Consider the following 25455-nt stretch of genomic DNA (forward strand, 5'->3'; position numbering starts at 1 on the left):
TGCCGCCCACCGCGTGACACAGGCTGGGAAACAACAGCGCAGACCCGGGGGTGGTGACGTGGGTGTCCCCGCCCGGGCTAATCAGGATCAGGGTGCCGTCGGCGAGTTGTTTCTCGGTCCAGCCCCAGAAGGTTTTCATCAAATGATGGGTGCGGCAGTAACACTTCATGTTAGTGACAAGTCGTTAATCTATCCCATGTGGCCGGCGGTCGGATCGAGTCCTGGCACCGGGTCAAAGTCTGCCTCAGGGCACGGCAGTGGTGTGGCTATTGCGACACAGAGCCCTACGGGGCGATCGCCTCGACCAGCATGGTCGGCCCGTAGTGGCGGATTCGTCCGGGGACGAGTCCGGCGTCGCGCATCAGGGCATGTACCTGCTGCGGGGAGCGTTCCCGGCCACCTTGACAGGACACGAGCATGAGCACGTCGATCGTCGCTGACAGTGTGTTCAGTTGGCCTGGTTCGTGGTGCATATCGATCGTGACCAGCTTCGATCCGGACGGCATAGTGGTGCGGATCCGCGTGAGGATATCGCGGCAGGCATCATCGTCCCAGTCGTGCAGGATCCATTTCATCGTGTAGACGTCAGCACTAGCGTCGAGCTGGCCGAACAGGTCACCGACGCGGCGCTCGATGCGGTCGGCCACACCCCGCTCGCGCAGAAATCCGTCTGCTTGTTCGATGACCTCGCGTGAATCGACCAGGATGCCACGAGCGTGAGGGCGATGTTCGAGGATGGCCGCAAGCACGTGACCGACCCCTCCGGCGACATCGCAGATGACTCCACGGCGTGGCCATGGGTAGGTGCGCACGATGCCGGCCAGGTCGAACTCGGACAGTTGGCGCATTGCTTCTGCGAATGTGGCTCTCATGTCTGGGCGATCGTCGAGGTACTCCCATAGTGACTGGCCGAATGCCCGTTGATATCCCGAGGTTTGGGCTCCCTCGCGCAGCTGCGCGCCGAGGGGTACGTATATGGCTGCGGTGTCGGGGTGGGCGTAGTAGGCAACCCAGGAGGCCAGCGATTTGGGGTGGTCGCGGCGCAGTGGCGCACCAACCTTTGTAAGGCGCGCACGGCCGTGACGATCCAGTCGGATGAGCCGCGATGCGCTCGCGGCGTTGACGATTCTGACTGTCACGTCTGGGTCGAGTCCTAGTTGGTGTGCCAATTCGACCGGATCGTGTGCACTCTTACCGAGGGCATCGGCGAGCCCCGACGAGACAAGCGCGCCAGCGATTTTCAGCTTCTGCAGTCCGAACGTGACATCGAAGAACAGCACGAATTCTCCGGGCACTGGGATATCCGCGAGATCGAGCACCCGGCGACGGGCGCCGAGTACGGCGCGCGCCGTCCACAGCGGCAATCGAAAGACGGGAACGCGCATCGACGAAACTTATCGCCGGTCGCTGAGATGGCCAGGGAGGTCAAGGCGGGCGCCGCTGGAGGCTTGGGGCTGGTCGGGGCCGACGCGGCGGCGCGGGTGAACCCGTAGCTGGAAGTCGGCGGGTTTCAGCGTCAGGGTTTCCGCGATCGTGAGATGATAGCCGGGCTTGGGTTCTAGGTCGAATTGGTGCAGGATCGCGGCCAGTGTCAACACGATCTCGTGCAGTGCGAATTGGCGGCCGATACATGCGCGGGGGCCGGTGCCGAAGGGTTTGTAGGTGTGGGGGGGAGCTTGCGCAGGTTTTCGGGCAGGAACCGGTCGGGGTTAAATGCGTCGGCGTCTGGGCCCCAGACCGGTGAGCGGTGAGCGGCCAACAGGACGACCGCCACCCAATCCCCTTGCCGGAAACGGTATTTGCCGTCGCCGAGCGTCGTGTCACATCGGGCCTGACGGTAGTAACCAGGGACTACGGGCCACAGCCGCAGGGTTTCATCGACGACGCGACGCAGGTATCGCAGCTTGGCGATGTCCTCGAATTCGATGTTAGGAAAGTCGGTGCCGGGCCAGCGATGGTCGACCTCGGCTCGGGCTTCGGCGGCGACGTCGGGGCGGGTGGACAAGTAGTGCAAAGCGAATGAGATCGTGTTGGCCGAGCTTTCAGTCCCAGCAACCATCAACGTGAGGATCTGGTTGATGACGTTCTCGAAGTCGAGCCGCTCACCGGTGTCGGGATCGGCGCTGTGGAGCATGACCTCAAGCATGTCATGGCGCCGATCTGCCGCGGGGCTGTCACGGCGCGCTGCAACGACATCGGCGACCAGTTGGCGGATAAATTCCTGGTCGGCCACATGCTGTTGATAGCGCCTTTTCCCGAAGAGTTGAGTCCAAAACGGTATCGGGTCGACGCGCATCGCGCGCCGAACGTAGCCCAGCTCACTGGTGATGGCGGCGCTGAACGCGTTCTCGCGGGGATCATTGAGTGTGCCAAAGGGGTAGCCCAACCCGGCTCGCCCGAGGATTTCGACGGTGAGCCGGTTGGCTTGGTCAGGGATATCGATCCAGGGTTGTTCTGTGCTGCGGGGGTGCCATGCCTCGATGAGTTCACGCACTGTGGCCGTCATGCGATCGTGGTAATTCTTCATGGCGGTTTTGGTAAACGCCGGCATCAAGATGTTGTGGGCTTTGCGCCAGTTGGGTTCATCGTTGTAGGCGGTAAACAGGCCGTCCCCTAGGGTGAGCCGCATTTTGTCGACAAGCGGTCCGACGTGCCTCTGCCACCGAGTTTCGTCGTTCACCTCGTCAATCAACCCGGCATCGGCGACCGCGATGGCCGACAAAGCGAAGATGCGTTGCTCGAAGATTCCGGCACTGGACTTGCGTAGTTTGTCGGCTGTGCCCAGCACCGGGCTGGCGAAGTCGATGGTGAACAGATCCCCGAGCAGGGGCAGCCGGAAGCGGGAGTGCGGGATCAGTGTCGCGGAAGACGAGGTCATATGGGCAGGTTCGCTTTCGTGTTGGGGGCAGAGTCCACGACGTGTTCAGTAGCTGCGCAGGCGGCGGGCCACCATGTCGCTAGCGCTACCAGTTCGGCTGCTTCCTGGTGAAGGGTTGAGGCTTGGGACGCGACGACCAGTGCTGAGTCGATGGGTTCCGGCGTGCCGCCGGCGGCTTTGGTAGCCACGGCGCGAGCCAGGCGCAGGGCTGCCGTAGCCGCGTCGCGCTCACGCGCCGGCACCGCGTGGGGTTTGGGGAGAAAGCGGTTCAGTTCCCGGTCGGGTATTTCGCGGAAATACGGACGCAGTCCCAACATGGCATCACGGATCTCGACCACGGTGTGGTGGAGGTGCAGCACCGTTTTCCGGCGGCCTGGCTCGTCATCGTCAGCGTTGAAGACACATTCTGGGACAACGGTTCTCAGGGCCCGCCGCAGCGGCTGCAATTTGGCCCAGCTCCGGCTGACGGGATCCAATCCGAGTGATCGACGTAGCTTAACTGCAAGCGGGACAGCGGCAGTCATAAATACACTTAAGATCATGAAGAAAAGACCGGACGCGTGGTACTGCTGTCTAAAGTCGGCAGTATGCGTCCAGCCGAGTTGGTCCGAAATCTGCAGGGCGGCTTCTTGCACCACATTCCCCACGCCCGCCAGACCCATTGCCAGTGTGCTGACCGCAATCAAGCGTTCCCGCCGCCGGCTAGCGATACGGAGCTCGCGCAGCGAATGCCAAACCACGCGCGCCCCCACGACCACCAATGTGCCCGTCACGCACGTCAAGGTCGTCACGGAGTCCCATCCAGTCGTGAACTCAAGCGATTCTGCGGCGTACCGCGCGCGCGTACCAAAGATGAATAATCCGACAACAAGCAGCACGGCCCCCAGTCGATAATACTTGTGTTTGCTGCGGGTCTCGGCTTCCGATATCCCAGACCACAACATGGTGAACCCGATGAATTCGGTGTAGCTGTAACTCATTACAGCGGTTCCCAATTGCCACGTGCCAGGCATCGTCATCAAGGCCGTTCGGACGAGTATGTTCTGCACCAGATGCTCTCGCAGCAACTGAGCTAACAGCATGAACACCAATGTGCTGTTGAAGTACCTGTCGTAGAGGTTGTTGTTGCACCATCGATAGCGCCCGGCCAGTATCAGCGTCATGAACGCGATCAAAGGCCAGGCGATGATGCCGGGCACGGTCGACGAGCTCACGGGCGGAAAAACACGCTGCTCATCATCGAATTTTGCGCTCCACCTTCCGCGGACGCGAGCATCACCATCGACGCGAACATCTCGGCATCACGTTCACGGTCGTCGTCGAAACTAATGCGGCCCAGTATCACCCCTGTGCTGGGGTCCAAACCCGCCAGAGCGGTCGCGTAAATCATTTTAGAGTGGTAATCATCGCTCGACACCCCGCGCGGGCCACCGTCGTGCTCCAGCACCATGTGCCCGATTTCGTGGCACACGATCTGGTCAATGTGGTATTCCGAGGTGCCCGCTTCGTGGATGATGATGTCATCGTTGTCGCGCTTCATCCATAGTCCGCACGGACTGAACGCGAGCTGGTCTACCGTGGAGACCACGCGAATCGGCCGGCCGCGCAGGCGGGCAACACCATCGATGAAGGCGGTGCGATCCCAGGGTACTGGGATGGGCAGAGTACGCACCAGCGCAAACATGTCAGCATTAGGCGTCATCGAGACCAGGCCCTCCTCCCGGAGGCATGGCGGGCAGGTCTTGAAGTTTGCGAACCTCATCGACCATCGCCGCCAAACTTCTGATGGCTTCGGGAGTCAGTCCAGACGTGCGCATGGCCAAATCCCTTACGCCGCTGTCACGCAAAGCATGCACCAAAGCCAGCTGCGCCTCGACTTTCTCATCGGTGCCGCGATCAATCAGATAGGAAGCCGGCACACCGAAAAAGTCTGCGATAGCCCGTAGATGTTGCACTGTCGGGTTGTTCTTGATGCCGCTCCTGAGTTGCCATAGGTAGGCGGCGCTGATTGATACTCCGGTCGCCTTCGTAATGGCCGCTGCTGCGGCGGCGTTCGATAGCTGCGGGTCGGAGGGTTTGCGCATAATCTCGAACAGCTTGTTTAGCTTGACCGCTAGATCCGACCCACTTTCAGCACCGCCACCGGGTTGCACGTCGTCTGGTGCACTGCCGCGATCCAACCGACTCTCATTTCATCCGGGACGCCATCCTCGTATACTGACGTTACCAGTTGCCCATCATTGAATCCACGGGTGTGTATGGCCGCTCCCGTCCTGTGGTTTGCGGGTGTCCTGGCGAGCGAACGCTTGCTCGGAGTGCCCTGCGGCCCGCGACAACCATCCTGCTGAGGGATGTCATTAACCAGGCTGATCACGACAGCCACCGCCGCATTGGAGAGAGCCCGTGCACACCATGGTTGGGCCGACACCGCGATAACGGAGATCTGATTCTTACGATTCTGCCTTCGCGGCACACCCCGCGCTCGGTCCAGACTCCAATCACGCCGGTCATGGGTGCGCTGTGCGTGGCCGATCCTCGATGCCCTTGAAGCAACGCCTAACGACCTAGCCCGGCATCTTTGCCAGCACACGTTGCAGTACCTAACATATACTGTTATAAACGTACCCGTGCATGGCAACACTCATCGACACGTCTCGCCCGAGCACCGCGCGGTAGGCGATATGCACGTTCGCCGAGGTGGGCGCTCATGTTGAACGCGCCCACGCGCAGCGATGTCTCAGTCGATTTTAAAATCCTTGCCCGCATCAGTCCGGGCGCCAATATCGGCGCTTCGCTTGAAATGCAAGAGCGCTCGGTGGGGCGGGTCCAACGGACGAACATTCTCGCCCATCGCCTAGTGCTATCAGCCGTGGGAGTCGCCGACTAAATCTCATCGGAAGTTCCGACACACCAAAACCCGCCATACAGGAAGGGCAGGGATTTGCATACTGCACTGATAACCGGAGCTACAGGTTTTCTGGGCGCACACTTCGTACTCAACTTTGTGGGCAAGGAAGTATCGAGCGCGTATGTGCTAGTGCGGGGACTATCCGATGCGGAGCGCGCGGACAAACTGCGAAGCGCCCTCGTCAGAGCGGATGAATCTTACCTCATTCGACACGACCTCGATGACATCTTCGATCGAATAACGATCATCCGTGGTGACATTAGCAACCCCATGCTCGGCATAAACGATGAAGACCTGCAAATAATTAAGAACGGCAAACCACTCCAGATCTGGCACTTCGCAGCTTCCCTAAATTATGAAGATAGACGACAACACGATATTGAGCTTGCAAATGTCGAGGGCAGCAAAAATGTACTAGAATTAGCAAAGATATTAGGCGCGGCCAAGCTTTACCATTGCTCAACGGCCTACACATGCGGAACGGAACAGGGAACAATACATCCCGAGCCGCACGATCCTCTTGGGCCATTTAATAACCATTACGAGAGAACAAAATGTGAGGCCGAAGCATATCTCAGAATAGAAGCCGAATCCAAGGCCCCCCACGAGCATGGCCATTCGAATCCAAAAATAGTTGTAATAAGACCCTCGGTCGTAATTGGAAACTCCCAAACCATGCGTCCTGGCGGCGCGTCTTCCGGTTTATATGGATTCCTTCGCGAGTTCCATAATATAAGAACAATGTTATCCAATAAGGAAAATAGCGTCCGAATGTGGGTATCCGGCACCGCTACTGTCAACCTTATACCCGTGGATGAACTGATGCGCCAATTACGCGTGATCATCAACACAGATCCCAGCACGGAAGATTACACAATAGCCCACTTGGTGAGCTCAGGTGGCCCCACCAATGGTGAAATATTCGATATCGTACGGAACAAGCTCGGTGCGTGGTCCTGGCAAATCAGTGACCACCCACTAGCTGATATGAATGGGCTGGAGAAGCTACTCGATCAGCGGACTGAATTCTACAGAAGCTACTTCCGTTCAGACCGTAATTTTGTTCCCTCGGTCGCTGCATCCTCCCGAATAACAACGTCAGAATTCGCGAAATATGTGGACGAGGCGCTCAAAACACTAGATGGGAGAGATATTGGAACGATCTTTACGCATACTCGTGAGAAGGCCTCCGACGGCAGTGTGCTGAACGTATACTCCTCCGCAAGGCAAAAGACGCGCACTGCGATATTACTATGCAACGCCGTAGGTATGCCGATCGAGTTCCTTGCGCCTTTGGCCGAAAAGCTTTCCAAGCTATCGCCAGTAATCACATGGGAGTCTCGCGCCTTACCGAGCGGAGGTAATGAGGCGCGCAGCATTCAGACCGACCTGGACCGCCAAATACAGGACGGAATCGAGATACTTTCGTCGACGGGTGCAGAAGCAGCGATAATAATAGGGTGGTGCACGGGGGCGAGAATAGCGTTAGAGGTCGCATCGAGGTGGCATGGCGAGCTAACGGGCTTGGCACTCCTTAATGGCGGATATAATTTCGAGAACTGCAAGCAGACGGCATTTGAGGCCAACATGGCCAATTCAATGCCGCGCATCGCGGCCGATCCCAAATATGCCGAAATGTTCTTTAAGGGTATTTTCGCTCGCGAGGGTGCGGCGAGTAGGTCCAGCGCAGCCGCGTCGAAGTTGCTCGCGTCTGCATCAGCCCAGGACATCTACCTCGCCAGCTTGCCCTTCCAATCAGCCGAAAACCTCTTCACATATGCACGGCTGCTATCAGGGTTCTTTGACGGTGGTCCCCGGATAAACACCGCGTACGCGTCGAAGACCCTTGTGTTGACGTGTAATGAAGACCTCACGGTAAGTCCCGAATCATCGCACTTAGTGGCAGAGATGATGCCTGGCTGCCAATTTCATATGGTGAACGGTGGCGATCACTTTTCGCTGTATTGGGACAAAATCTACATCGATTACGCTGAAAAATTTGTGGCGCGGGCCCTCGTGCAGAGCGAAGTTATCGCCGAGGCTGCCAGCTTGGGGAGGAGCTCATGAAGCTGACATTAAATTTGAGTCTGATGCGTCTCCAAAAAAAGCCACGGTGTAATTGCCGGCAACGTAGGGTTTCCTTCGGCCGATGAGCGGCTTAGTCGGATCATTTCAACACAATCGCATCGTCGATCCGGAAGAAATACGGTCGATGCTGAGTCAGATGCCTACGCGGTGTGACGGTACGGGCATTTGGCAGTGGCGCGCTGAATCGGGTGACGTCGCATTCGGAGCATGCCCTAAGTTAGCAGGAACGCGAGCGGATGGCCCAGCGGATAGAGTGACGGCGGCCTTTTGTGGCCAGCTGACCAATTTGCGCGATTTAATCGGGCAGCTGGCCGCCCGCGGCGAACTTTTGGCGCCAAACTCTTCTCCCGCTACGGTGCTGCGAATCGGATATACCGTATGGGGCGAGGGTATCGCTGAACGATTCGAAGGTGAATATGCATTTGCCTTATGGGATAGCACATGCAAGGAACTCGTTCTGGGTCGCGATCGGATGGGTGTAAAGCCCCTATACTACTACCTTTCGTCACTGGGGATGTTATTCGCGTCTACGCCAGGTCCGATTCTGACTCACCCCGACTGTAGTCGACGAGTGTCCCTCGAAGTACTCCCCATCATTTTGCAACCGCGTTTGGCTCTGCGCGGAGAAACACCCATCAGTGGGCTACACGAGTTAAGGCCAGGCCACTTACTGCGCGCGAGTAATTCGGGAGTGCGTGAACAGCAGTATTGGACGCTACCGAATGAGCACCACGATGATAATTTCGACACGTCCGTATATCGCGTGCGCGAGCTACTAGAAAACGCCGTGCGAGATCGCTGCGTCGGTGCTGACTCTGCGATGTTGTCTGGCGGATTAGACTCGACCGCGGTCGCTGGTTTGGTCCAAGCTGAACGCAGAGCAAAGGGCCTAGAATCTCTTTCTACTTTTTGCATTTCTTTTGATAGCGACCGGACGCATTTTGTCCAGTCAGAGCTGCGGCCTGACTTAGATGCTCCCTTCGCCGCGAAAGCGGCGGAAAGCTTGGGGACAGCACATATTCCTCTGACTATCACGGCCAACGAACTCCGCGATGCATTACCCGACATTCGGCGTGCACGAGCCATGCCAGCGTGGGGACAGTTCGACGCGTCGATGTTTGTGTTATTTCGCGCCATGCGTAAGCTATCGCGCGTCGGCCTAACGGGAGAAACGGCAGACGAATTGTTCGGTGGATACCCATATTTGTTTGACGAGACGCTCATAAATCGCAATACTTTCCCATGGCTGGGCGACAGTGAGAAACTATCGGATTTTCTATCGCCGGATGCGATGGAGCGAGCACGTCCTGATCGTGCAGAGCAAGAAAGGTACGACGAGATTATTTCGCGTACCCCACGAATGCCAAATGAAGACAAGAAAGAGTCGCGAATAAGGGAAATTCTGTTCCTTGGAATGGCTGGTCCGTTATCAGTGGTAATCGATCGTAAGGAGCGTATGAGCTCGGCCGCCGGGTTCGATGTCCGGATGCCCTATTGCGATCACAAGTTAGTTGAATATGTATGGAGTACGCCGTGGGCATTCAAATCAAAAGGCGGCGTCAAGGGATTGTTGAAGGCCGCTGTATCAGATATTGTGCCTCGTATTGCACTGGAACGGAAGAAGAGTGCGTATCCCCATATTCGGTGCCCTGAATACGATGCCCAGCTCATAGCGGATGCGAGAGACATCGTTAATGACACGACCTCTGTGGTTGGACAGTTGTTCGACCGGAGTCGTTTTGGTGATTTCTTGAAGCGGGTCGAGTCTGATCAAGTCGGGACAAAGTTACCTGGCGGCGCAAGCGCGGCGGGTCTTTTGACCCAAGTTGTTGAGTTTGACCGATGGCTGCGTGACTACACCATTGTTCTCGACTGAATTGAAGCCGATTTGGAGATGCTATGCAACTATATCCACTTACACCGCTTATAGGCACAGAGGTGCGAGGGATCGACGTCAACCAACCGATCGACGCTCACATCTTCGACCAGATTTATGAGGCCTGGATCGACTCGACCGTGTTGTTGATTAGAGGGCAGTCCATGACGCCTCGCCAGCAGGTTGAATTCACCGCACGCTTCGGTGAGGTCTTCTCCTACACGCGGTCCCAATTTAACCATCCAGATCAGCCCGAGATTTTGATCTTGTCGAACCTGACCCGCAATAAAAAGCCTATCGGCTCAGCCTACAGCGGCAGGGTGTGGCATACCGATGGTCATTACTTAGAGCGCCCTCCGGCCGCGTCGATGTTGCACGCCATCGAAATCCCGCCAGTAGGCGGAGATACGTTCTTTGCCAACATGTTTGCCGCGTATGCCGACCTACCTAACGAGGTTAAGGAGAAAGTCGAATCGCTGCAAGTGATGATCAGCCGGGTGGATTCGCGCCCGTATAACTACCCGGATCGTCCCTCACCCACCCGCGAAGAAAGGGCATCATGGCCCGACATCGCTCAACCGGTGGTGCGGACCCACGAGGAAAACCAGCGAAAAGCGCTATACGTCGGTGGAAATGTGCCTTGGCGGATACGGGGAATGGCCCCAACTGAGGCGGCGCCCCTGGTGACCTTCCTGCAAGAGTTTGCCGTCCAACCGCAGTACACATATCGACATGTGTGGCAAGCCGGAGACATCGTCTTGTGGGACAACCGCAGTGCGATGCACCGCGCCACTTACTACGACGATAAAAACTACCGCCGGTTACTGCATCGCACTACCGTGTCGACGACCAGGGCAGGCGCGACATGAAAAAGGCCTGGGATTACATCGTAGTTGGCTCTGGTGCCGCGGGATGTATTGTCGCGGAGCAGCTCTCCCGTGATCCCTCACGACGAGTACTGCTTCTGGAAGCTGGCGCCAGACGCCGCACGCCACTATTGGATATACCCGCCGCGGAAACATTGCTATTGGGCAACTCCCATTTTGACTGGTGCTTCCAGACCCAGCCCGATCCAACCCTGGGTGGTCGACGACTATCGATTCCTCGTGGGCGAGTTGTCGGCGGTTCCGCAGCCATCAACGGCATGATCTACGTGCGAGGACAGGCCGCCGACTTTGAGGACTGGGTGTCTCTCGGGTGTCAGGGTTGGGGTTGGTCCGACGTAATGCCGTTCTACCAACGCCTAGAATCCAGTGCAATCGCAGGTCCTACTCGTGGGTCCTCTGGGCGTATCCATGTGGGCCGACCGCGCACCCGACATCAGTTGGCGGACGCGTTCATTCATGCCGGCGTATCGCTGGGATATTCGCTGAATTCTGATTACAACTCAGACGGCCAAGAGGGATTCGGCTACTACCAAGTCAATCACCGCCGTGGACGGCGTTCGGCACCGTCGAATACCTATCTGATCGAGGCAATGCGGCGTGACAATCTCACTCTGCTAACCGGAGCATTAGTAGACAGCGTTGTGCTAGCGGACGGTGCAGCACGCGGCATCCGCTGTCGTCTGGGTAATCGGATCGAAACGATAGATTGTGAAGGCGAAGTGGTGCTCAGCGCGGGGGCCATCCAGTCACCTCGGATTCTCGAACTCTCAGGAATCGGGTCTCCAGATCTATTGCGCAACGCCGGCATTACCGTGCGCCATGAGCTTCCCGGGGTAGGAGAAAATCTTCAGGATCATTATGCAGTCAGAATGCGTTGGCGCGTAAAGAATCCCGTGACTTTCAACGATGATGCTCACGGAGTCCGTCTGGCTAGGGAGATCATCAAGTACCTCACCCAGCGCCGTGGAATGCTTAGCGTTCCAATTGCGTTGGCGCACGCCTTCATCGGTATCGATGACAAGTCACGACCAGACGTCCAATATCACTTCTCGCCGGCGAGTTACGGTGCTGCGCGGACGCGGCGCCTCGACCATCAGCCCGGCATGACAATTGGTGCTTATCCACTTCGGCCAAAAGCAAGGGGGTCAGTTCACGTGGCATCAGCCGATCCTCGGCAAGCCCCCATCATTCACACCCGTTTTTTGCAGTCGCAGAACGACCTCCGCCTCCTCATCGAATCCATGAAGGTCGCACGTGCTCTGATCGCTGACAATGCGTTCGATGAATTCCGCGGCTTGGAAACCCAACCAGGAGAAAGCCTGCGGACGGACGATGACCTGGCTCGTTACGCCCGCGAACAGGGCGACACCTCTTACCATCCCGTGGGGACCTGCAAGATGGGCGTCGACCCATTTGCAGTGGTGGATACCCGCCTCTGTGTGCGCGGTCTTCAGAGGCTTCGCGTCATTGACGCGTCAGTGATGCCCGTCATCGTATCGGGCAATACGAATGCCGCGTCGATGATGATCGGCGAAAAGGGAGCGGATCTCGTCGCCAGCTCGCGGCCATCCTCCGAAACTCGATTAGGCGCTGAAGAATGAACGAAGAATTAGCGAGGCAACGATGAGAGAAAGCGTCATTGATCGATTCGATCACATTGCCAACCGGCAGCAAGCAGGGCGTTATCAACGGTATATTGATCCGTTCTGGCCGCCGCACGATACCTACAGCGTATGCAGGTTGGACATCAGCAAAGAACGGCCAGATGTCGCAGAGCCATGGACCGAGCACATCGGAGTTCTTACGGATGCCATCGCCTATGAACTTGCGCAAGTCAAGCGCTGGCAAAAGCGACCGGGACGGCGGTTAATCGCACCAGATGCCGTGGCCAAAGTCATGCGGGATATGGCGAAATGCTTAAAGGACGACGACCGCACGGCCCTGGAACTACGTGCATCTGCGATCGCTCAGGGGTATACGCCCGAGATCCTCCAGCAACTGACAAACCTTTCCGAGGACATCGTTGTTGTCGCGGGTCAATTGTCGACATGGTTCGGCAAAGAAGTCCGCGGCCTACCAAGCGCTTTCGGGGCTCGCGTCGACGCGGTCCTACAAGGCGCAGTCCAACGCGTCGCCAAGCAGCACAACGCGGTGGACACATATCTTCGATCGATGCATCCAGCCTTAAGGCAAGGCGTTGCGCCCGTCTTTGCGGCCACGAGAATCTTTTACTGCGCCGGTGAGGCGAACAACTACCCAAAGCACATCGCGTATTTTCTGCCCGAAGACGAGGGAGTCAAGCATTCGACGTACAAGAAAACTTATTACTTCGCCAATACTCATAACGCCCTGATTTCAGGCGCATCTGCACCGCTTGCCAAAGCTCACCTTGATCTCGGCCGGCCATTCGACTCCGCTGATGCGCAGTTTAAGTTGATCCCTACTCTAGGAGTGCTTGCCCACGAACACGGCCACTTTGTACACAGAGCGGAAACCGATTACGAAGCCATCAACCAAGTTGATCGATGGTGCTCGGTCGCGATGCAGGAAATCGCTGCCGACGTGTTCGGCACATTGATCTTGTCGGATGTTTGGGCGTCGACTATGGATGTCGACCCCGACGACGTCATCGTCTACCACTTGGCTGAATGTCTGCGCTATGTCGGCCGCGGTCTGGGAATATACCCAGACAGCGACGGCATGGGACTACAACTTGAATATCTTCTCCGACTAGGGGCCCTCGAACTGCACGCGGGCGTGCTGCGCGGCAACCCAGGAACAGTCCGGACAGGTTTGCGTTCGTTGGCCCGCGTACTCGCCGATCACCTATTGGGCGGAAACGGACTGACCGCTATTGATTTTTTCGCAACTTATGGTCCGCCGGGGCTGCAGAAGCTTCTCCCGTTGGTGCACAAACTTGCAGCGAAGCCGATTGTGCAGATTCACTACGGCCAAGAGTGGCTCAACGCTACTGCGCCAGGACCCGTATAAGGATGGTTGTCATGAATGTTCAAACGGAACGCGATTATTATACGGCGGATCGGAACACCGGTGGCCAGAAACGTAATAGCATTTATCAGATTTGGGAGCAAGGCGGAGCTTTGGGCGACTCTGTCACTCCATCTACGTTCGTACCTGAATACCGCTCGCACATAAGGTCCAAGATCGCTTCGCTGTTGAACGTCGACTCGAGAATTATCTCCCTTGGCTGCGGAAACGCCTTCATTGAAAGCGATCTTGTGCAAGCGGGTTACCAAGTTGATGCGATCGACTGTCAGCCTGAGGCGGTGAGCATTGCCAGTCAGAAGGGTGTCCATGCCCGATGCGCGGACTTCATGGAATTGTCCGCAGCATCGCTACAACAGTACGACTTCGTATACGCGGACGGCTTTTTCGGTCACCTCTGCGAGACCGACGCAGGGATCAGCAATGCTCTGAGCCTGCTTCACCGCGCGATTGCGGCGAGAACTTGTGTCTTGATATCCAATGATGCTCCGCGAGGGGCAGGATTCAGCCTTAACGGGCGCAACGGCGTGGCTTCAACTTTCGAAGCCCACCCGCAAGTTCCTGGTTTCTGGTATTTGTCACGTGAGTACCTCTCGTCTGCCCTTGCGGAGGAGGGTTTCTCTGTACTTGAGTGCTATTACTTCCCGTACAGCCGTCCCATTAGCGGACAGCGCAACCGAACCATCGGCCTGGCGGTCGCGCGATGAACATTGGTTCGGTGAGAGGTATTTGGTAGATGCCGATATCAAAGACCTTCGCCGAGCGTCTCATGCCGCGACTGCCCGACCTCTTAAACCAATTTCCCACACCCTTTCACGTATACGATGGAGAGGGAATTGTAGCTAGCCATCGGCGGTTAACAGCAGCGTTTGAAGGTATACGTTTTCAGCAGCATTTTGCTGTGAAAGCACTGCCGAACCCGACTATTCTCGATATGTTGTTAGCGGAAGGTAGTGGCCTTGACTGTGCATCACCGATCGAGCTGCGCCTCGCACGAGACTGCCAAGCTGCGGGCGATAAGGTTGTTTACACCGCGAACAACACCACGCCTGCAGAAATTAGTGATGCGATCGACCAAGGCGCGTTGGTAACGTTTGATGACCTAACCGCGTTAACCGGTGCGCCGAAACTTCCGTCGGTCGTCTCGTTCCGGGTTACGCCAAGTATCGAATCAGGCGCTTCTAACTTGATGGGCCAATCAAACTCGGCGAAGTTCGGCGTCCCATGCGCGGAGGCTGTGTTGGCTTACCAAGTCGCAAAAGACCTGGGCGCAAACCGCTTTGGTATCCACGCAATGACGTGTGCGAACGAGCTGAGCGCAATCAATTTGGTGAACGCCGCACAAGACTTAGCGAACCTTGCCGTACATATTGAACATACGGTGGGTATCGAATTTGAGTATATTAACTTTGGCGGGGGCCTTGGAATCCCATATCAGCTATCGGACGCGGACTTCGACTTACGTCAGTTTGCGAGCGGACTTCGTGCGGTCATCGATGAGCGGTTCCGGAAGCGAGACATCATGGTCCGCACTGAAATTGGCCGGTACATCACGGGACCACATGGTGTGTTGATTTCACGCGTGATCAACCGGATGCACAAGGGTCGTGAAATAATCGGCCTTGACGCATCCATGTCGTCATTGATGCGGCCCGCCCTTTACGGGGCATATCATCATATAACGTTTCCGCCTATCGAGGATCAGCTAAGCGATAGCGACGAAAAGCTGGACGCAGAAATACGCGCGGATGTCGTCGGCTCACTATGTGAGAACATGGATAAATTTGCCATTGAACGAACTCTGCCCGACGTTTCACCGGGCGCAGTGGCATTGATTCACGACACCGGAGCCCACGGGCATTCGATGGGGTTCAACTACAACGGTAGGCTGCGGCCCGCCGAGGTACTTTTGACAGCCGGAGGCGACTTCCAACTGATAAGGCGGGCGGAGACTTTCGACGACTACGCCGCCACTGTCGTTCGTATAGATAAACGGCTGCACGCGACGACACGTAACGCGGCGGCGCTGTGATGACGGCCTTCGAGCAGCTGAACGCTCTGCTGGGAGACATCGAGCCACCAAGGGGAAAGACTCCCATACGATTGGATCTCGGCGAAGCGCGCCTGTGCAATCCTATGGCAGTGCCCGGCGCGGAGGCGGCCTTAAAGGCAAATTGGGACCGGTATCCACCGCTCGGGGGCTGCGCTCAAACACGTGCAGCATATCGTGGCTGGCTAAAGCGCCGGTTCCGGCTGAAGCCCGAACAGCTGGATAAGCTGGCTGTGGAACCAACGCCGGGCACAAAACATGGAATTGCCAGCTTGGTCGCCCTGGCGCTGCGCGCTCACGGTAGTGGTTCCTCGGTCGTCGTGCCGGATCCCCATTACCCGACATATATTGCGGCTACCCATCTTCACGACGGTAAACCTGCTTACTACACTTGCAACAGCCATCCGTTGCGAAATATCCGTACCGCCATTGATTCGACCGTACCAACCGCCGCGGTAGTTTTGTGCAACCCTGCAAGTCCAAGCGGCCGCCCGTATTCGGCCGGTGAATTAGTCGCAATCGCCGAATTCACAAAGCAAACCGGCGCCTGGCTCCTAGTGGACGAGTGTTACATCGACCTATGGGTGGACGAGGAACCCGTGGGCGCGTTGAGTGCCTTGGCCGAATATTCCAAAGTGGTTGTCTTGCACACGTTATCGAAAAGATCGTCCGCCCCGGGCCTGCGCAGCGGGTTCGTCGCCGGAGACCCTAATATCGTCGGCCAATACGCCGCGTTGAATCGTTCGTGCGGAGTGTGCACAGCAGAGCCGATTCAGCAGATGTCAGCCATACTCTGGTCGGACGACGCTCATGTCCACACGTCGCGTGAGCAGCTCGCACGGAATTGGCGAGAAGTCGACAAATACTTCGGGGACCTTCCCGGCTACGGCCCAGCCCCCACGGGATTGTTTGCTTGGGTCCCGGTGACCGATGACCTCGGTGTCGCATGCGCGGCGTGGCGCCGAGCAGCGGTACGGATCATGCCAGGGCGCTTCCTTACAGCAGATGAAGAGGCCGGCCATGGCCGCGTCCGAATATCGATAGGCGAAGCGGGTTCACTTATCGCCGGACTGCACACTCTGCGCACCGTCCTGAGTGGCTTCCCTGCGAAACTGCGAGAAGCATCTCGAACAACAGGAAGGGATTCTTGAATGCTAGAGGCGTTGTTGACACAAATCGAAGTAATTTGGCAGCAACTGGATGAAATCGCCCCGGAAGACGACGATATTCGTAAAACCGTCGAGCGGTCGATTGATGCACTGGATAGCGGCGACCTCCGCGTCGCCACTATCGAGAATGACGAGGTGGTTGTCGACGAACGAGTCCGTAAAGCGATCTTACTGGCGTTCCGTCTATTTCCAATGAAAGCGGTATCAAATGGCTATCTACCATTTGCCGATCGCATTTTCCCTAAGCAGAAGGTTCCGCCGGGCGTACGAATGGTACCCGGAGCGATCGCTCGGCGAGGCAGCTACCTTGCACCAGGAGCCGTATTGATGCCTTCATTCGTCAACATCGGCGCATATATTGGCCGCAACACTATGGTCGATACCTGGGCGACCGTCGGCTCATGTGCGCAGATCGGCGAGCGCGTACACATCTCAGGTGGTGCGGGTATAGGTGGTGTCCTTGAGCCAGCCGGCGCGATCCCCGTAACGGTTGAGGACGATGCGTTCGTTGGCTCTCGGGCTATCGTCGTAGAGGGGGCCCGGGTACGTAAAGGCGCCAAACTCGGCGCTGGAGTATTGCTCACAGGATCCACACATGTTTTCGATGCGGCCACTGGTGATGAACTCGAACCAGGAATTGCCCCCGCGTGGTCGGTGTGTGTCACAGCATTTCGTAATCGATCCTTCAGCGGCGGTGAATTCGGTGTTCCGTGCTTGTTAGTACTTAAGCGTCTAGCAGAAGGTTCCGTAATTGACAAATTAGCGATTGATGAACTATTCCGTCAGCACGGCTTCGCAGCATGAAGGCGACATGATGGAGGATGAGCGTTGTCCAACGTTGTGGGAAAAAACGTTGCTGCCTGGGCTACAAAATGCTCCGGAACAGAAATTCAGCTTTGTTTATCACGACGGTGGACAGTATGAGCGCACTTTCGCTGAAATCATGGACGACGTCATGCGTGTGGGACTCATACTTAAGAAATTGGGCATCAAAGCTTCCGATCCGGTGGGCGTCGCTGGCCGCAACGGATACGCTTGGCTATTGGCCGACTTGTCGCTGCTGTCTGTGGGTAGCGTGCCTGTTGCCTTACCGGTGGAGGAAACGGCCGATGACATTAATCAGGCTGCTGAGCGCCTTGGACTCAAGGCGCTGTTGACAGCTGATTTACCAGATGATGACCCTACTGAGGGCCAGACCTTAGCTCCTGGCATAAAATTTCGCTCGGGGAACTTACCAGCGCGTGCAATACCGTACGGTGTCGCAACGATTAGCTTTTCATCTGGCACTACTGGGGAAAAGAAGGCTATCGCTCTGACCCATGCCGGAATTAACAGAACTATTTCCCTCTCCGGGAGGTCGTGGGGCATCAATAGCGACGATAGGATTTTGGTCGTCCTACCATTCTCAAACTTTCAACAGCGCTTGCTGTGCAATGTTTCCATACGATATGGAGCGGCTAGTGCGATCATTCCTCACCCGCGACTCTACCAAATGATGGCGCGAGTACAGCCGTCGGTCGTTTTGGGACCCCCGTCCTTCTTCGACATACTTACACGAATCCCAAATTGGACGTCCGTATTCGGCGAGCATATTCGGCTGATGTTGACCGGATCAGCGCCAGTTCCACCTGCTTTACTGGATTTTGCCAGTGATCATGAGATACCGCTGTATGAGGTTTACGGGTCAACGGAGGTCGGTTGGATAAGTATGAATTTGCCACAGGCGTTCAAGCGTGGCTCTAGCGGACGCCCGGTACCGGGATTGTCGGTCGCTTTTGACGTGGATGGAGAGCTGATCGTGCGCAGCGACGCCAACCAAGCCAGATGTTATGTGTGGGGCACCGACCCTGAGCAGGCAACATTCAGATCCGACGGCTGGATTGCGACCGGTGATCTGGGATATCTTGATGATGACGGCTATTTAGTCTTAAACGGTCGAAAGAAATCGATCCTGATTACGCGGAGCGGCGTAAAACTTAATCCAGAAGCGATCGAGCGTCTAATCGACGGTCATCACACTGTAATCCGGTCGTGCGTTCAACTCTCGACTGACCATTCCATACTTCATGGCGTAGTGTGGATAGACAATCCACAAAGCATCGAAGAGCATGCCGTGCGTGCCCACATCACACGGATTAATCGAACGCTGCCTTCGTATAGTCGAGTCGCCACGTTGATGTTTCGTCCAGCAACCGAGTTGACGGTGGAGTCGGGAATTCTGACTGGAAACCAAAAGCTCAACAGACGCGCAGTCGCAAAATTATGTATATCCAAGGGGTGCTGCAATGATTAATGATGGTGAGTTCGAGAAGATGGTGTGTGAGACGGTCCAGTCATCGATGGGCGGTTCGGTACCGCCTGGCGGAGTGCAGCCATGGATGTCGTTATCGAGCGACCTCGGATTGGACTCTGTGGGCCTTATGAGCCTTTGCTTTACTTTAGATCAAAGATTGCCCGGCGATTTATTTCAACTTGCCGATGAGCTATTCGATGCAGAGAAAGTAAGTGACCTGATCGATGTTACACGGAGGTTGGCCTAATATGTGGAACTCTCCAATTATCGATTTTCACTGTCACGTCGCGTCGACTGATTTCTTCCCCGCCGAGTTTCGGCGGGGAGTAATCGAAAATATGATAGTGGCCCTAAAGGCTCGCAATGTTTCGCCAAGTTGGGCGAACGCAGAGGCGATGTATCTGAGTACTTTGCGTGATCCGTGGTGCGATTCGCTGGTTCAAGAGATGGACCAAGCCGGTATCGAGCTGTCGGTCCTTCTCTTGCCCGATTTTACCTATGTCTGGCCAGATTCCACTCCGACAATCGAGAAGCAAATCGATCATCATTGCCAGATACAGGAACGTCACCCAGGGCGTTTCAAGATATTTGTCGGCCTGGACCCTCGCTGGGGTAAGAAAGGTGTAGATCTCTTTGAGAGATGTATCAAGGAGTACTGCTTCGACGGGTTAAAATTGTACCCGCCTTGTGGCTACACAATCTCCGATCCGCGCTTATATCCATTTTACGATGTTTGCCGGGAGTATGGGCTACCGGTGCTAACCCATATCGGTGCCACAACGCCAACTCTGGAGTTTGCAGCGGCTGCTCCTCTCACTGTTGATCGTGCAGCACTTGACTATCCCGACGTCGACTTCGTTTTAGCGCATGGCTCGGTTCAATATCGGGATGAATGCATCATGCTGTGCACGAATCGCCCGAATGTGTATCTGGACGTGAGCGGTTACCAGGCAGTTGGCGGATCGGCTGGGCTACGAATGTTGTTTACTTACGGCATCGCCCATAAGATTCTCTTCGGAACTGACTATCCGGTGTTTCGCCTTCAGGGTAAACAACGAGATTTTGTCGCGCGCTTGTGGACCGACTCTGTGTTTCCGGATGGTATGGCCGACCGCGACATCGAGTTATTTCTGGCTGGAAACGCACGACGACTGCTCGCGAACAAGAAAACTACCACGGATTATTCGGTCACTCGGAAGTCGGAAGGGATCGCCGGTGCACTATGAAGATAGTTGTACATGACCTTAGCGGTCCCGAGATCGAGCGCTTTCTCGATGACCATATTCAGGAGATGCGCGACGTCACGCCTCCAGACAGTAAGCATGCGCTAGATATAGACGGGCTTCGCATGGATAACGTGACTTTTTGGGTAGTCCTGGACGATGGTGGAGTAATCATTGGAACCGGGGCACTGAAACGATTGGGGCCAGTCGAGGGCGAAATAAAGTCGATGCGTACTACGCCTGAAAGAAAGCGTTCAGGTATCGCCTCTGCACTGCTCAATCACATCGTGGATTACGCACGCCAACAAGGGCTACAGCGCCTCAGCCTTGAGACTGGTTCCACGCCATTCTTTGAGCCTGCGCGGCAACTGTATCTGAAGCATGGCTTTTGGGAGTGTGGTCCTTTCGGAGAATACACGTTAGATCCGTACAGCCAGTTCTTCACGCTTAATCTTGCGGCGAATGATGCATCCCACTGCACCGAGGACGGCTGTGTATGAACAGTGCCGTTAAATATTCGCGCACCTTATTTGAATCTGAGCATGACCTGTTCCGAGATTCGTTTCGAAAATTCCTCGAGCGCTGGGCCAAGCCATTTAAAGATGAATGGGACAGAGACAAGATCGTCGATCGCGCTGTCTGGCTGGAAGCCGGTAAACAAGGTTTCCTTGGTGTGGGTATCCCCACAGCATATGGAGGAGGAGGGAATCCGGACTTCCGATATAGCGTCATTATTACCGAAGAACTCGCGGCCGGCGGGCACACTGGGCTCGCGTTTCCTCTTCACAACGACGTCACCGCGCCTTATCTGCTCCGTCTGACCAACGATGAACAGAAACGACGTTGGTTGCCCGGATTCTGTAGCGGTGAACTCATCTCAGCCATCGCTATCACGGAGCCTGGTGCCGGAACCGACGTTCAAGGTATCAAGACCCGAGCGCGCAAAGACGGTGACGACTACGTGCTCAACGGAAGCAAAACGTTCATCACCAACGGAATCAATGCTGATCTTGTAATTGTGTTGGCATGCACGGATCCAGCCAAGGCCGCGTTTGGATATAGCCTCTTCGTCGTAGAACGGGGCATGGAAGGCTTCCGCCGCGGACGTAACCTGGACAAAGTCGGGTTAAACGCGCAGGACACCGCTGAGCTACATTTCGCTGACGTGCGGGTTCCGGCTGCGAACCTCCTGGGGAGGGAGGGCATGGGATTCATGAACCTAGTGCAGAACCTACCGCAGGAACGCTTGTCAATCGCTGTGACCGCCGCAGCGGTCATGGAATCCGTGCTCAACGACACGATCGCCTACACGACTGATCGCAAAGCATTCGGAGTGCCTATCAAGAGTTTCCAGCACACCCGGTTTACCCTGGCTGAGCTCGCGACGGAGGCGACTGCTGTACGCATAATGGTTGACGAGTTCATCCGTTTACACATGGGAGAAAAGCTGTCTGCAGAGCAAGCGGCGATGGTGAAGTGGTACAGCACCGAAAAGCAGGTTTATCTCGTTGACCGCTGTCTACAGCTTTACGGCGGCTACGGGTACATGCGCGAATACCCGATTTCCCAGGCATTCATGGATTCCCGCGTACAAACCATTTACGGCGGAACCACTGAAATCATGAAGGACATCATTGGTCGCGCACTTTAGCCGCAATCTGTGAGTAGCTGAACGGAAACACTGGTCAAATGACACGCCTCCAACGCTTCTGGATTCCAATCGTCATCGTCGTTATAGCGGCAATCGGCACCATCACCGTTTCGCGGCTACACGGAGTTTTCGGTTCAAATCGACATGTTTCGGACGCAGGGAACGCTGAGACGATCGTTGCCTTCAATCCCAAACATGTCCTCTATGAGGTCTTCGGCCCAGCTGGAGCGACAGCGACAATCCACTATCTAGATGCCGAGGCCCAACCGCAGCAAGTCGATAACGCGAAAATACCCTGGTCGCTGCGAATCGAAACTACTCTCAGCGCGGTTGTCGCGAACGTGGTTGCGCAGGGCGACAGTGAACGCCTCGGGTGCCGTATCACTGTCAATGACGTTGTGCGCGACCAACTTATGGTGGAGTCACACAACGCCGAGACCAGCTGTCTCGTGAAGTCTGCATGAGCGGCGAAATTGACGGCGGCTGGCTCGTTGGCGCCGCCCGGACGGTCCGTTGGCTGGCGCTGCCTGTCATTCTATTTTGGGTGGCGCTAACTGTCGTCGTGAATACCACGACGCCGCCACTGAACGAAGTTGCGGGAACACGTTCGGTCTCGTTGAGCGCACACGATGCACCGTCCTTGCTCGACATGAAGCGCATCGGTAGGGACTTTCAGCAATTCGATTCCGACACCATGGCAATGGTGGTCGTGGAGGGCCGAGACAAGCTGGGCGACAGCGCACATCGGTACTATGACAGCCTGATCGCCAAGCTATCTGAAGACAAGACTCATGTCGAGTATGTCGAAAACTTCTGGGGCGACAGCCTGACCGCGGCGGGCTCACAGAGCACCGACGGTAAAGCCGCATACGTCCAGCTCTACCTGACCGGGGATCAAAGCAGCGCGGTGGCGAACGATTCAGTCGCCGCCGTTGAGCGCATCGTGGATAGTGTGCCAGCGCCGGTGGGAATCAAAGCTTATGTGACCGGCCCCGGTCCGCTCAATGGCGATCAAAATGCTTACGCCACCCGAAGCCTTGAGAAGATCACCATGATCACCGTCGTCGTAATCGCACTTATGCTACTGATGACGTATCGATCACTCATAACCGTGCTGTTCATTCTGCTGACGGTGGGGATTGAGCTGCTCGCGGCCGAGGGAGCGGTCGCCACCCTAGCCGACAACAACGTCATAGCCTTGTCTAGCTTCGCGGTGAATGTGCTAGTCGCACTGGCGATCGCGGCTTCTACTGACTACATGATCTTCCTGATTGGCCGCTACCAGGAAGCCCTCGCTGCTGGAGAAGACCGAAAGCTTGCGTACTTCGCCATGTTTCAAGGAACGGCCCAGGTGATCCTGGGATCGGGTTTGACAGTCGCCGGCGCGATGTACTGCCTGAGTTTCACTAGGTTGCCGGTCTTCAACACGCTTGGATGGCCTTGTTCGATTTCGGTGCTTGTAGTGATCGCAGCCTCCCTTAGCCTCGCTCCGGCCGTGATCGCCGTCACCAGCCGATTCGGAGCGTTCGACCCTAAACGGAAAATATCGACGCGGCGCTGGCGCCGGATCGGCACCGTTGTGGTGCGATGGCCCGGCCCGGTCTTCGTCGCCACATTGGTGATGTCGCTGATTGGGCTAGCTGTGCTGCCGAGCTATCACACCGGCTACGACGGGCGCTATTACATTCCAGCCGACACGCCATCGAACATCGGCTTCAAAGCATCGGATCGCCACTTTTCGCAAGCCCGTATGGAACCAGAACTCCTGATGATCGAGGCCGACCACGACTTACGCAACCCGACCGACATGCTTATCCTGGACCGGGTTGCACGGGCGGTCTTTCACACGCCCGGCATTGCGCGGGTGCAAAGCATTACCAGGCCGCTGGGCTCTCCGATCGACCACAGCTCCATTCCGTTCCAGCTAAGCGCGCAAAGCGCTATCACGATCGAGAACCTCAAATCTATGCGAGACCGCGTCGACGACATGTCCAAAATGACCAACGAGCTGCAACGCATGATCGACATCTCTTGGCACATCGAAGGATTGACACGACAGCTCACGAGCGTGACGCACGGCATGGCCGGGGATACCAGGCAGATGCAGGCCGACACCGATGAATTGCGGGATCACATCTCCGATTTCGACGACCTGTGGCGCCCCATCCGAAGCTACTTCTATTGGGAACACCACTGTTTTGATATTCCAATCTGTTGGTCACTACGGTCCCTGTTCGACGGAATCGATGGGATCGACAAGCTCAGCCAGGATGTCACTAACTTGACGCGCAACACCGATCAACTTGACAGGCTCATGCCGCGAATGCTCGCACAGTTGCCGCCGCTAATCGAAGCGATGCAGACGGTCAAGGATCTCGCCCAGACGGCGACGAGCACTTTCGCCGGGTTGATCACTCAGATGGATGCGCTGACCCGCAACGCGACCGTGATGGGACAGGCCTTCGACGGTGCCAAGAACGATGATTTCTTCTACCTTCCGCCCGAAGCCTTCAACAATCCAGACTTTCAACGTGGGTTGAAGCTTTTCCTGTCCCCCAACGGCGACTCAGCGCGCTTTATCATCACGCACAAGGGCGATCCCGCTACAGCCGAGGGTATTTCACATATCAACAGCATCAGGCTAGCGGCAGAAGAGGCGCTAAAAGGAACTCCGCTGGCGGCCGCGAACGTTTACCTCACTGGTACTGCGTCGACCTTTAAGGACATGCATGATGGCTCTACCTATGACCTTATGATTGCCGCAGTCGCGTCTCTGTGCCTGATATTCATGATCATGCTCGTTATCACTCGAAGTGTAGTCGCCTCCGCAGTGATTGTCGGAACGGTTACGTTGTCGTTGGGATCGTCTTTTGGGCTGTCGGTACTGATCTGGCAACATATGCTGCATCTGCCGCTGCACTGGCTGGTACTCGCAATGGCCATCATCGTCATGTTGGCCGTCGGATCGGACTACAATCTGCTACTGGCCGCGCGGTTTCGGGAAGAAATCGGAGCCGGCCTTAAAACGGGGCTGATCCGGTCTATGGGCAGCACCGGCAGAGTCGTCACAAGCGCGGGGCTGGTATTTGCGTTCACGATGGGCGCCATGGTGACCAGCGATCTCCGAGTTGTCGGCCAGATCGGTACAACGATCATGGTGGGACTGTTGTTTGACACCCTGATTGTCCGCTCGCTTATGATGCCGGCCGCTGCGACACTGCTGGGACGCTGGTTCTGGTGGCCACATCGCGTGCAGACCTATGCCACTTCACGGCCCATGGGCCCGCCCGCTGTCGTACGGACGCGAGCGGCCGACCTGGCGACGATCTCGCCCCGCCCGACGGCAATGCCTTGATAGCAGTAAGGAAACTCCTCACCGCCGAGGTCAGACATCGTTGTCAGGAGTTGGTCGTGACCTGATCTGCG

Annotated in this window: 19 protein-coding genes and 2 pseudogenes; 16 read left to right on the plus strand and 5 right to left on the minus strand. The window is 56.4% G+C overall.

Annotated features, from left to right (window positions below; translation table 11 throughout):
- Positions 1-284: 284 nt before the first annotated feature.
- From AO501_RS32490 to AO501_RS32510, 5 genes and pseudogenes are all read right to left on the minus strand, one after another.
- Positions 285-1385 (minus strand): methyltransferase, encoded by a 1101-nt coding sequence (locus AO501_RS32490; protein WP_055581676.1) that lies wholly within the window; start codon positions 1383-1385, stop codon positions 285-287.
- A 9-nt stretch (positions 1386-1394) separates the two neighbouring features.
- Positions 1395-2878 (minus strand): annotated as a pseudogene (locus tag AO501_RS32495) (cytochrome P450).
- Positions 2875-4092 carry a DUF6545 domain-containing protein gene (locus AO501_RS32500; RefSeq protein ID WP_055581677.1) on the minus strand — a complete coding sequence of 406 codons (1218 nt, stop codon included), beginning with the start codon at positions 4090-4092 and terminating at the stop codon, positions 2875-2877. The pseudogene AO501_RS32495 and the gene AO501_RS32500 overlap by 4 nt, the downstream one beginning before the upstream one ends.
- A complete protein-coding gene (locus AO501_RS32505) occupies positions 4089-4562 on the minus strand; it encodes a hypothetical protein (protein ID WP_063892975.1) in 474 nt (157 codons plus the stop codon). The genes AO501_RS32500 and AO501_RS32505 overlap by 4 nt, the downstream gene beginning before the upstream one ends.
- A 7-nt stretch (positions 4563-4569) precedes the next feature.
- Positions 4570-4962, minus strand: coding sequence for a helix-turn-helix domain-containing protein (locus AO501_RS32510; protein ID WP_231752694.1), 393 nt, complete (start codon positions 4960-4962; stop codon positions 4570-4572).
- 857 nt (positions 4963-5819) lie between these two features.
- On the opposite strand from AO501_RS32510, the gene AO501_RS36635 reads away from it, so the two are divergent.
- From AO501_RS36635 to AO501_RS32570, 16 genes and pseudogenes are all read left to right on the plus strand, one after another.
- Positions 5820-7853, plus strand: coding sequence for an SDR family oxidoreductase (locus tag AO501_RS36635; protein WP_197420002.1), 2034 nt, complete (start codon positions 5820-5822; stop codon positions 7851-7853).
- 157 nt (positions 7854-8010) lie between these two features.
- Positions 8011-8406 (plus strand): annotated as a pseudogene (locus AO501_RS40930) (asparagine synthetase B); the annotation flags it as partial.
- Positions 8407-8565: 159 nt separating this feature from the next.
- Positions 8566-9750: an asparagine synthetase B family protein gene (locus tag AO501_RS36640; RefSeq protein ID WP_231752693.1), complete on the plus strand. Its 1185-nt coding sequence runs from the start codon at positions 8566-8568 to the stop codon at positions 9748-9750.
- Positions 9751-9773: 23 nt separating this feature from the next.
- Positions 9774-10619 carry a TauD/TfdA dioxygenase family protein gene (locus tag AO501_RS32525; protein WP_055581682.1) on the plus strand — a complete coding sequence of 282 codons (846 nt, stop codon included), beginning with the start codon at positions 9774-9776 and terminating at the stop codon, positions 10617-10619.
- Complete coding sequence (locus AO501_RS36645) at positions 10616-12238, plus strand: GMC family oxidoreductase (RefSeq protein ID WP_082658982.1); 1623 nt, start codon at positions 10616-10618, stop codon at positions 12236-12238. The genes AO501_RS32525 and AO501_RS36645 overlap by 4 nt, the downstream gene beginning before the upstream one ends.
- Before the next feature lie 22 nt (positions 12239-12260).
- Entirely contained in the window at positions 12261-13628 is a 1368-nt protein-coding gene (locus tag AO501_RS32540; protein WP_156452906.1) for a hypothetical protein, read from the plus strand.
- An 11-nt stretch (positions 13629-13639) separates the two neighbouring features.
- Positions 13640-14350 (plus strand): class I SAM-dependent methyltransferase, encoded by a 711-nt coding sequence (locus AO501_RS37580; RefSeq protein WP_197420005.1) that lies wholly within the window; start codon positions 13640-13642, stop codon positions 14348-14350.
- A gap of 29 nt (positions 14351-14379) precedes the next feature.
- Positions 14380-15675: a diaminopimelate decarboxylase gene (locus AO501_RS32545; RefSeq protein WP_063892976.1), complete on the plus strand. Its 1296-nt coding sequence runs from the start codon at positions 14380-14382 to the stop codon at positions 15673-15675.
- Entirely contained in the window at positions 15675-16844 is a 1170-nt protein-coding gene (locus AO501_RS36650) for a pyridoxal phosphate-dependent aminotransferase (RefSeq protein WP_156452908.1), read from the plus strand. Before AO501_RS32545 ends, AO501_RS36650 begins: the two co-directional genes overlap by 1 nt.
- Complete coding sequence (locus AO501_RS32550) at positions 16845-17666, plus strand: 2,3,4,5-tetrahydropyridine-2,6-dicarboxylate N-succinyltransferase (protein ID WP_055581686.1); 822 nt, start codon at positions 16845-16847, stop codon at positions 17664-17666. It abuts the gene before it with no gap.
- The gene (locus AO501_RS36655; RefSeq protein WP_082658984.1) at positions 17632-19155 is read left to right on the plus strand and encodes an AMP-binding protein; all 1524 of its coding nucleotides are present in this window, start codon (positions 17632-17634) and stop codon (positions 19153-19155) included. Before AO501_RS32550 ends, AO501_RS36655 begins: the two co-directional genes overlap by 35 nt.
- A 248-nt stretch (positions 19156-19403) precedes the next feature.
- On the plus strand, positions 19404-20381 hold the full coding sequence (locus AO501_RS36660; RefSeq protein ID WP_197420006.1) for an amidohydrolase family protein: 978 nt from the start codon (positions 19404-19406) through the stop codon (positions 20379-20381).
- Positions 20378-20878, plus strand: coding sequence for a GNAT family N-acetyltransferase (locus AO501_RS32560; RefSeq protein ID WP_055581688.1), 501 nt, complete (start codon positions 20378-20380; stop codon positions 20876-20878). Before AO501_RS36660 ends, AO501_RS32560 begins: the two co-directional genes overlap by 4 nt.
- On the plus strand, positions 20875-22029 hold the full coding sequence (locus tag AO501_RS32565) for an acyl-CoA dehydrogenase family protein (RefSeq protein WP_055581689.1): 1155 nt from the start codon (positions 20875-20877) through the stop codon (positions 22027-22029). Before AO501_RS32560 ends, AO501_RS32565 begins: the two co-directional genes overlap by 4 nt.
- A 38-nt stretch (positions 22030-22067) precedes the next feature.
- Positions 22068-22493, plus strand: coding sequence for an MmpS family transport accessory protein (locus tag AO501_RS36665; RefSeq protein ID WP_082658986.1), 426 nt, complete (start codon positions 22068-22070; stop codon positions 22491-22493).
- A complete protein-coding gene (locus tag AO501_RS32570; RefSeq protein WP_055581690.1) occupies positions 22490-25384 on the plus strand; it encodes an RND family transporter in 2895 nt (964 codons plus the stop codon). Before AO501_RS36665 ends, AO501_RS32570 begins: the two co-directional genes overlap by 4 nt.
- The last annotated feature ends 71 nt before the right edge of the window (positions 25385-25455 follow it).

This window comes from Mycobacterium gordonae (assembly GCF_001417955.2).
GTDB lineage: Bacteria > Actinomycetota > Actinomycetes > Mycobacteriales > Mycobacteriaceae > Mycobacterium > Mycobacterium gordonae_B.

Bases quoted from the DNA above. Each gene is read 5' to 3' on its own strand.
- AO501_RS36645 (WP_082658982.1), top strand. From the start codon at position 10,616: ATGAAAAAGGCCTGGGATTACATCGTAGTTGGCTCTGGTGCCGCGGGA.
- AO501_RS36655 (WP_082658984.1), top strand. From the start codon at position 17,632: ATGAACTATTCCGTCAGCACGGCTTCGCAGCATGAAGGCGACATGATG.
- AO501_RS32540 (WP_156452906.1), top strand. From the start codon at position 12,261: ATGAGAGAAAGCGTCATTGATCGATTCGATCACATTGCCAACCGGCAG.
- AO501_RS36660 (WP_197420006.1), top strand. From the start codon at position 19,404: ATGTGGAACTCTCCAATTATCGATTTTCACTGTCACGTCGCGTCGACT.
- AO501_RS36665 (WP_082658986.1), top strand. From the start codon at position 22,068: ATGACACGCCTCCAACGCTTCTGGATTCCAATCGTCATCGTCGTTATA.
- AO501_RS32490 (WP_055581676.1), bottom strand. From the start codon at position 1,385: ATGCGCGTTCCCGTCTTTCGATTGCCGCTGTGGACGGCGCGCGCCGTA.
- AO501_RS36650 (WP_156452908.1), top strand. From the start codon at position 15,675: ATGACGGCCTTCGAGCAGCTGAACGCTCTGCTGGGAGACATCGAGCCA.
- AO501_RS32550 (WP_055581686.1), top strand. From the start codon at position 16,845: ATGCTAGAGGCGTTGTTGACACAAATCGAAGTAATTTGGCAGCAACTG.
- AO501_RS32545 (WP_063892976.1), top strand. From the start codon at position 14,380: ATGCCGATATCAAAGACCTTCGCCGAGCGTCTCATGCCGCGACTGCCC.
- AO501_RS32510 (WP_231752694.1), bottom strand. From the start codon at position 4,962: ATGCGCAAACCCTCCGACCCGCAGCTATCGAACGCCGCCGCAGCAGCG.
- AO501_RS32570 (WP_055581690.1), top strand. From the start codon at position 22,490: ATGAGCGGCGAAATTGACGGCGGCTGGCTCGTTGGCGCCGCCCGGACG.
- AO501_RS32525 (WP_055581682.1), top strand. From the start codon at position 9,774: ATGCAACTATATCCACTTACACCGCTTATAGGCACAGAGGTGCGAGGG.
- AO501_RS32565 (WP_055581689.1), top strand. From the start codon at position 20,875: ATGAACAGTGCCGTTAAATATTCGCGCACCTTATTTGAATCTGAGCAT.
- AO501_RS37580 (WP_197420005.1), top strand. From the start codon at position 13,640: ATGAATGTTCAAACGGAACGCGATTATTATACGGCGGATCGGAACACC.
- AO501_RS32560 (WP_055581688.1), top strand. From the start codon at position 20,378: ATGAAGATAGTTGTACATGACCTTAGCGGTCCCGAGATCGAGCGCTTT.
- AO501_RS32505 (WP_063892975.1), bottom strand. From the start codon at position 4,562: ATGTTTGCGCTGGTGCGTACTCTGCCCATCCCAGTACCCTGGGATCGC.